At 71.6% G+C, this 6,892-nt stretch carries 6 protein-coding genes; 5 read left to right on the top strand and 1 reads right to left on the bottom strand.

What is annotated here, in order from left to right:
* Positions 1-56: 56 nt before the first annotated feature.
* Positions 57-1,412, bottom strand: coding sequence for a DUF349 domain-containing protein (locus tag AC1RIF_RS06640; RefSeq protein ID WP_492600566.1), 1,356 nt, complete (start codon positions 1,410-1,412; stop codon positions 57-59).
* A 168-nt stretch (positions 1,413-1,580) separates the two neighbouring features.
* On the opposite strand from AC1RIF_RS06640, the gene AC1RIF_RS06635 reads away from it, so the two are divergent.
* From AC1RIF_RS06635 to AC1RIF_RS06615, 5 genes are all read left to right on the top strand, one after another.
* Positions 1,581-2,321, top strand: coding sequence for a class III extradiol ring-cleavage dioxygenase family protein (locus AC1RIF_RS06635; protein WP_492600565.1), 741 nt, complete (start codon positions 1,581-1,583; stop codon positions 2,319-2,321).
* The gene (miaA, locus tag AC1RIF_RS06630; protein WP_492600794.1) at positions 2,318-3,235 is read left to right on the top strand and encodes a tRNA (adenosine(37)-N6)-dimethylallyltransferase MiaA; all 918 of its coding nucleotides are present in this window, start codon (positions 2,318-2,320) and stop codon (positions 3,233-3,235) included. The genes AC1RIF_RS06635 and miaA overlap by 4 nt, the downstream gene beginning before the upstream one ends.
* 21 nt (positions 3,236-3,256) lie before the next feature.
* The gene (dapF, locus tag AC1RIF_RS06625) at positions 3,257-4,126 is read left to right on the top strand and encodes a diaminopimelate epimerase (protein ID WP_492600564.1); all 870 of its coding nucleotides are present in this window, start codon (positions 3,257-3,259) and stop codon (positions 4,124-4,126) included.
* A gap of 170 nt (positions 4,127-4,296) precedes the next feature.
* Positions 4,297-5,769 (top strand): GTPase HflX, encoded by a 1,473-nt coding sequence (gene hflX, locus AC1RIF_RS06620; RefSeq protein ID WP_492600563.1) that lies wholly within the window; start codon positions 4,297-4,299, stop codon positions 5,767-5,769.
* Positions 5,770-5,827: 58 nt separating this feature from the next.
* A complete protein-coding gene (locus AC1RIF_RS06615) occupies positions 5,828-6,886 on the top strand; it encodes a hypothetical protein (RefSeq protein ID WP_492600793.1) in 1,059 nt (352 codons plus the stop codon).
* Positions 6,887-6,892: the final 6 nt, after the last annotated feature.

Below are 6,892 nucleotides of genomic sequence, written 5' to 3'. Positions count from 1 at the left end.
AGACGAGAGGGGGGGCCCCCCCCCCCCCCCCCCCCCCACCCCTCACTCGTTGTCGATCAGCGCTCGTTGACGGCACCCTCGGCGGCTTCGGCCCACTCACGCCACTGCTGGGCCTGGGCGAGGGCCTTCTCCGCGTCCTTGGTCTTGCCCGCCGCGGTGGCCTTCGCGGCCTGCTCCTCGAACTGGGCGACGCGCTCACGGAACTGAGCGGCCCGCGCCAGCGCCTCGGGGTCGGTGCGCCGCCACTCGGAATCGGCCGCCTCTCGCACACGCTTCTCGACGGCACGGAGCTTGCCTTCGAGATCGTGCATCCGCTCGCGCGGAACCTTGCCGATCGCGTCCCACTTCTCCTGCAGGTCGCGCAGGGCCGCGCGAGCGGCCTCGAGATCCTTGTCGGGATCGATGGCGCCGGCGGACTTCAGCAACTCTTCCTTGGCGACGGCGTTCTGCGCGAACTCCGCGTCACGTTCGGACGCGGCCGCGTTGCGGGCCGCGAAGAATACGTCCTGCGCCTCCTTGAAGCGCCGCCACAGGGCGTCGTCCGCCTCGCGGGGCGCCCGTCCCGCGGCCTTCCACTCGGTGAGCAGGTCGCGGAACTCGCCGGCGGTCGGCCCCCAGTCGGTGGACGTCGCCAACGCCTCGGCCTGGACGACGAGTTCCTCCTTGCGGGACTTCGCGCCGGCGCGCTCACGGTCGAGTTCGGCGAAGTGTGTGCCGCGACGGCGGTTGAAGGCCTCGCGCGCCTTCGAGTACCGCTTCCACAGGGCGTCGTCGGTCTTGCGGTCGAGGCCCCGGATGGTCTTCCACTCGTCGAGGATCTCGCGCAGTCGGTCGCCCGCGGCCTTCCACTGCGTGGATTCGTTGCCGATCTGCTCGGCCTCGGCCGCGAGTGCCTCCTTTCGGGAGGTCTGCTCCTGCCGCGACGCCTCCTTGTCCAGCTTCTCCTGCTCCTCGGCCTGCTCGGAGCCCGCAATGATGGCCGTCAAACGAACGCTCAACGCGTCGATGTCACCGATGACCGCCGCGGTGGGGAGCGACTCGGCGAGAGCCGCGGCCGCCGCGCGGGTCTTCTTGGCGTCGCCGGCTCCGGAGGCCAGACGCGTCTCGAGGAGTGTCACCTCGGTCGCCAGGTCGTCGTACCGTCGCCCGAAGTGTGCGAGGCCCTCGGCAGCGTCCCCGGCCTGCCACGAGCCGATCTGTCGTTCGCCGTCGGCCGTCTTGACCCAGGCGGTGCCGTCGTCGTCGACCCGGCCGAAGAGGCTGGGATCGCTGGCGGCCACGGCGGGCATGGCATGGGTCGGAGCCGGACCGGGCTTGGGCGAGCTCGATTTCACGGCACCCGGCTTGGCGGCGCCGGGCTTGGGGACGCCCGGCTTGGGGGTACCCGGCTTGGGTGCGTTGCTCTCGGTCATAGCTCCTCGTCTCTGCCGCGCGTCACGGCTGCCTGATCGCACTGTCGCCTCCCACCGGGGTCCGTCGGTCGATCGGAGATGGCGGGAGCCTGCAGCGACTGTTCAAGACTATTGAAACAGGTATGACCCTCGGAGGGCGTCACCTCGGGTCGACTACCGTGGCGCAGTGTGTTGACCGCCGCTGCTTTCGTGCCCTCACCCCCGCTGCTGGTGCCCCAATTGGCAGGGGCCGCAGCGTCGGATACCGACCGGTTGCGCCGAGCCGCCCTCGAGGTGTCGGTCCGGCTGGGCGAGGCGTGCCGACAGTGGACCGTCATCGGTGTCGCGGATCCGGGTGCGCCCGCCGCGGAGATCACCCCCGAATCGTGCGGCACCTTCGCGGGATTCGGCGTCGACGTGCGAGTGTGCCTGGCGCCCGGCGAATCCGATCACCGCGCGCTCGACCCGACGATGCCTCTCGCGGTGCTCGTCGCCGGGTGGTTGCGTGGGCGCGCCGCGCCGTCGGCCGCGGTCCGGGCGCGAATTCTCGCTCCCGACACTCCGATCGCCGAGTGTGTGCGCCTGGGCGAGCAGCTGCGCCACGAGCTCGACGCCTCGCCGTCCCCGCAGGGGCTGCTGATCGTGGCGGACGGCGCGAACACGCTGACCGAGAAGGCGCCCGGGGCGTTCGACGAGCGGTCGGGAGAGGTCGAGGGGGTGCTCGGCCGGGCACTCGCGAGTGGTGACTGCGGCGCGCTCGACGGTCTCGACGCGGGGCTGTGCGGCGAGATCGGGCTGTCCGGCCGTGCTGCGTGGCAGGTGCTTTCGGCCGCGTTCGGCGGCCCGGACGGCGGCCCGCGCAAGGCCGAGGCGTTGTATTCGGGGGCGCCCTTCGGGGTCGGCTACCACGTCGGGATGTGGCTGCCGTGACCGAGCAGGGGCGTACCCCGATCGCTGTCGTGGGGCCCACCGCGACCGGCAAGTCGGATCTGGGGCTGGACCTCGCGGAACGGCTGGGCGGCGAGATCGTCAACATCGACGCGATGCAGCTGTACCGCGGGATGGACGTCGGCACCGCGAAACTGAGCGTCCCGGAGCGGCGGGGCATCGTCCACCACCAGCTCGACGTGCTGGACGTGACCGAAACCGCGACGGTGGCGCGCTACCAGGAGTCGGCGTGCCGCGACATCGACGACATCCGCGCGCGGGGTGCGGTGCCGATCATCGTCGGCGGTTCGATGATGTACGTGCAGTCGCTGCTCGACGAGTGGGCGTTCCCGGCGACCGATCCGCAGATCCGGGCGCACTGGGAATCCGTGCTCGCCGAACGCGGCGTGGCCGTGGTTCACGCGGAACTCGCACGGGTGGATCCGGAGGCGGCGGCGTCGATCCTGCCGACGGACGGCCGACGGATCGTCCGGGCGCTCGAGGTCGTGCAGCTCACCGGCAAGCCGTTCGCCGCGTCCGCGCCGAAGATCGGTGAACCGCGTTGGGGGACGGTCATCGTCGGTGTGGATCGCGAGACCGAGGCGCTCGACGCGCGGATCCGGTTGCGCACCGAGCTGATGTTCGAGCGGGGGCTGGTGGACGAGGTGCGCGCGCTGGTCGAGATGGGCCTACGCGAGGGTGTGACCGCGCAGCGAGCCATCGGCTACGCGCAGGTGCTGGCGATGCTCGACGGCGAGTACGACCGCACCGAGGCGGTGGAGCGCACGTTCATCGGCAGCCGCCGGTACGTCCGTCGGCAGCGATCGTGGTTCCGACGGGATCCACGGGTGCACTGGGTCGACGGCGCCGACCCCGGTCTCCTGGACGGCGTGCTGCGCGTCGTCGGGGTCTCGTGACGCCCCGCTAGAGTTGGCGGTATGGAATTCAGCAAGGGCCACGGCACCGAGAACGACTTCGTGATCCTGCCGGATCCGAACGCCGATCTCGCGTTGCCCGCGCATCGGATCGCCGCGCTGTGCGACCGCCGTCGCGGGCTCGGCGCCGACGGACTGCTGCGTGTGGCCCGAGCGGGAGCGCTCGCGGCGGTGGGCGTGCTCCCCGAGCTGCCCGCCGGTGTGGGCCCCGACGACTGGTTCATGGACTACCGCAACGGCGACGGCTCGATCGCCGAGATGTGCGGCAACGGTGTCCGGGTCTTCGCGCACTACCTGCGCGCGACCGGGCTCGAGGGCCGCGACGAGTTCGTCGTGGGCAGCCGTGCCGGCGGCCGCCCGGTCCGGGTGCACACGGCCGACCACGTGTACGGCGACGTGACCGTCGACATGGGGCAGGTGCGCGAGCTCGGGTCGTCGACCGCGACGGTCGGCGGACGCGTCCTCGACGGCATCGGCATCGACGTCGGCAACCCCCACCTGGCGTGTGTCGACCCCGCTCTCACGCCCGCGGCGCTCGCGACGCTGGACCTGACGGCGGCACCCGGATTCGATCCCGGATTCTTCCCGCAGGGCGTCAACATCGAGATCCTCACCCCGCTGACCGACGGTGCGGTGGAGATGCGCGTGCACGAGCGCGGCGTGGGGGAGACCCGCTCGTGCGGTACCGGCACCGTCGCCGCCGCGGCGGCGGCGCTGCGGGCCGCCGGCGACACCGACGGCACGGTCGAGGTGCGGGTGCCCGGCGGACGCGTCGAGGTGTCGATCGCCGGCGGCCGGGCGGCGCTGCGTGGGCCGTCGGTGCTGGTCGCCTCCGGCATCGTCGACGACCGCTGGTGGACCGAACTGGGATGATGCCGGGCTCGCCCGGGTGGATGATGCCGGGCTCGCCCGGGTGGATGATGCCGGGCTCGCCCGGGTGATGCCTGGCTCGCCCGGGTGTCGATGCCCGCGGCGCCCACGTGTCGCGTGGCAACCGAAATGCGCGTGCACGCCGGTCGCGCTTCGTGGGACCATGAACGTGTATGACGAAAACACATCACACCCACGTCCCGTCCACGACGGACGAACAGGCGACCTCTGACGAGGCCGAGTACTTCGACGATGCTGCGGCGCCGTCCGTCGGCGACATGCAGCTCGACGAACGCGCCGCGCTGCGCCGAGTGCAGGGCCTGTCCACCGAGCTCACCGACGTCACCGAGGTCGAGTACCGGCAGCTGCGCCTCGAGCGCGTGGTCCTGGTCGGTGTCTGGACGTCGGGCACCGCTGCGCAGGCCGACGCGAGCATGGCCGAACTGGCCGCGCTCGCCGAGACCGCCGGCTCCGAGGTGCTCGAGGGCCTGGTCCAGCGGCGGGACAAGCCCGACGCCGCGACGTACATCGGGTCGGGCAAGGCCGACGAGCTGCGGCAGGTGGTGCTCGCGACCGGTGCCGACACCGTCATCTGCGATGGTGAGCTCACGCCCGCCCAGCTCACCGCGCTGGAGAAGGTCGTCAAGGTCAAGGTGATCGACCGGACCGCGCTGATCCTCGACATCTTCGCCCAGCACGCCACCTCCCGCGAGGGCAAGGCGCAAGTCGCCCTCGCGCAGATGGAATACATGCTCCCCCGGCTGCGCGGCTGGGGTGAGTCGATGTCCCGGCAGGCCGGTGGTCGCGCGGGCAGCAACGGCGGCGTCGGCCTGCGCGGTCCCGGGGAGACGAAGATCGAGACGGACCGGCGGCGCATCCGCGAGCGGATGGCGAAGCTGCGCCGCGAGATCAAGGGCATGAAGGCCGCGCGCGACACCAAGCGCAGCCACCGCCTGCGCAGCGAGATCCCGTCGGTCGCGATCGTCGGCTACACCAACGCCGGCAAGTCCAGCCTGCTCAACGCCCTCACCGGCTCGGGTGTGCTGGTGCAGAACGCACTCTTCGCGACGCTGGATCCGACCACCCGTCAGGCCGCGTTCGAGGACGGACGCGAATACGTGCTCACCGACACCGTCGGTTTCGTGCGGCACCTGCCGACCCAGCTGGTCGAGGCGTTCCGGTCGACGCTCGAGGAGGTCACCGACGCCGACCTGCTGCTGCACGTCGTCGACGGCTCCGATCCGTTGCCGACCGACCAGATCAAGGCCGTCCGCGAGGTCATCACCGAGGTGATCCGCGAGAACGATACGACCGCTCCGCCCGAGTTGATCGTGGTAAACAAGATCGACGCTGCGGACCCGGTGGTACTGACCCAGCTGCGCGGGCTCCTGCCCGGCGCGGTGTTCGTGTCCGCCCGAACCGGGGAGGGCATCGATGAGCTCCGCACGCGACTGGGCGAGATCGTTCGACGACCGGAGGTCGAGGTCGACGTTCTGGTGCCCTACTCACGGGGCGACCTCGTCGCACGCATCCACTCGGACGGCCAGATCCTCGACACCTCCCACGAGGAGGACGGCACCCGCATGCGAGTGCGGGTCCCGGAGTCGCTCGCCTCTGCACTGGTCGAGTACGCGGGGCGTGGGTAGCCGTCGCGGCACGATCCGGCTGTCGCTCGCCGGTGCCGTGCTCACGCTCGTTCCGTCGATGCTGCTGGCGGCGCCGGCGACCGCGCAGAGTTCCGGTTCCGGAGTGCTGGTGACCGGTGCACAGTTCGCGCCGGTCTGCACGCCGGTGGATGCGGCGCTCGCCGAGCTGTCGGGGCTGGCGGTGTCGGGCGGACAGACCTACGGGATCGGCGACAGCGGGACCGACGACGCCGTCGTGGTGATGGACGGCGACTGTGCGGTCACCGCCGAGCTGCCGGTGCCGGTGGACCCGTACGACATCGAGGACATGGGTGTCGGCCCGGACGGCCGTCTGTGGCTGTCGGACACCGGTGACAACGAGCGCATCCGCTCCACTGTCGCGCTGATCGACCTCGACCCGGCGACCGGCGCGGGGCAGCTGCACCGACTGACGTACCCGGATGGCGCGCACGACGCCGAGGCGCTGCTGATCCAGCGTGACGGTGTCCCGCTGATCGTCACCAAGGAAGTGCTCGTCGCGAACGGGATCTACCGCCCGGCCGGCGCGGCCACGCTCGATGACCTGGCGTCGCCCGGACCCACGCCGCTCGAGCGGGTCGGCGAGGTGCGTCTGGGCCCCACCACCACGCCGGGCGGACCGGTACCGGTCGGTGGGTCCACCCTCGTCACCGGCGGCGCGGTGAGCAGCGACGGCACGGTCGCCGCACTGCGCACTTACACCGACGTCTATCTGTTCTCGGCACCCGACGGTGATCTGGCGCGGGCGCTGACGACCACCACGCCCGTGCGGGTCGCGTTGCCGCACCAGCCGCAGGGCGAGGCGATCGCGTTCACCCCCGACGGCGACCTGCTCGCGGGCTCGGAGTCCGCCGGTGGCGCGCTGCCCCCGGTTCAGATCCTGAGGGGCGCAACGGAACTGGCTCAGAACAACAGCTGGTCCGGTGGTTCGGTGTCACTGTCGGCGTCGGAGAACCACGCCCAGGACCCCGCGCAGGCGGCCGACGAGCCCACCGAGGAGTCCTCGGCTCCCCGGTGGTCCACCGCGGTCCTCGCCGGTGGTGCGCTGGTCGCGGGGCTTGCCACGTTCGCCCTGGTGCGGCGCCGATCCCGTTCCTAGCGGTCG

The organism is Prescottella sp. GW823-FHT02E09 (genome assembly GCF_058797375.1).
The sequence above is the reverse complement of the archived record's forward strand: the minus strand, read 5'-3'. Positions and strand labels throughout refer to the sequence as shown.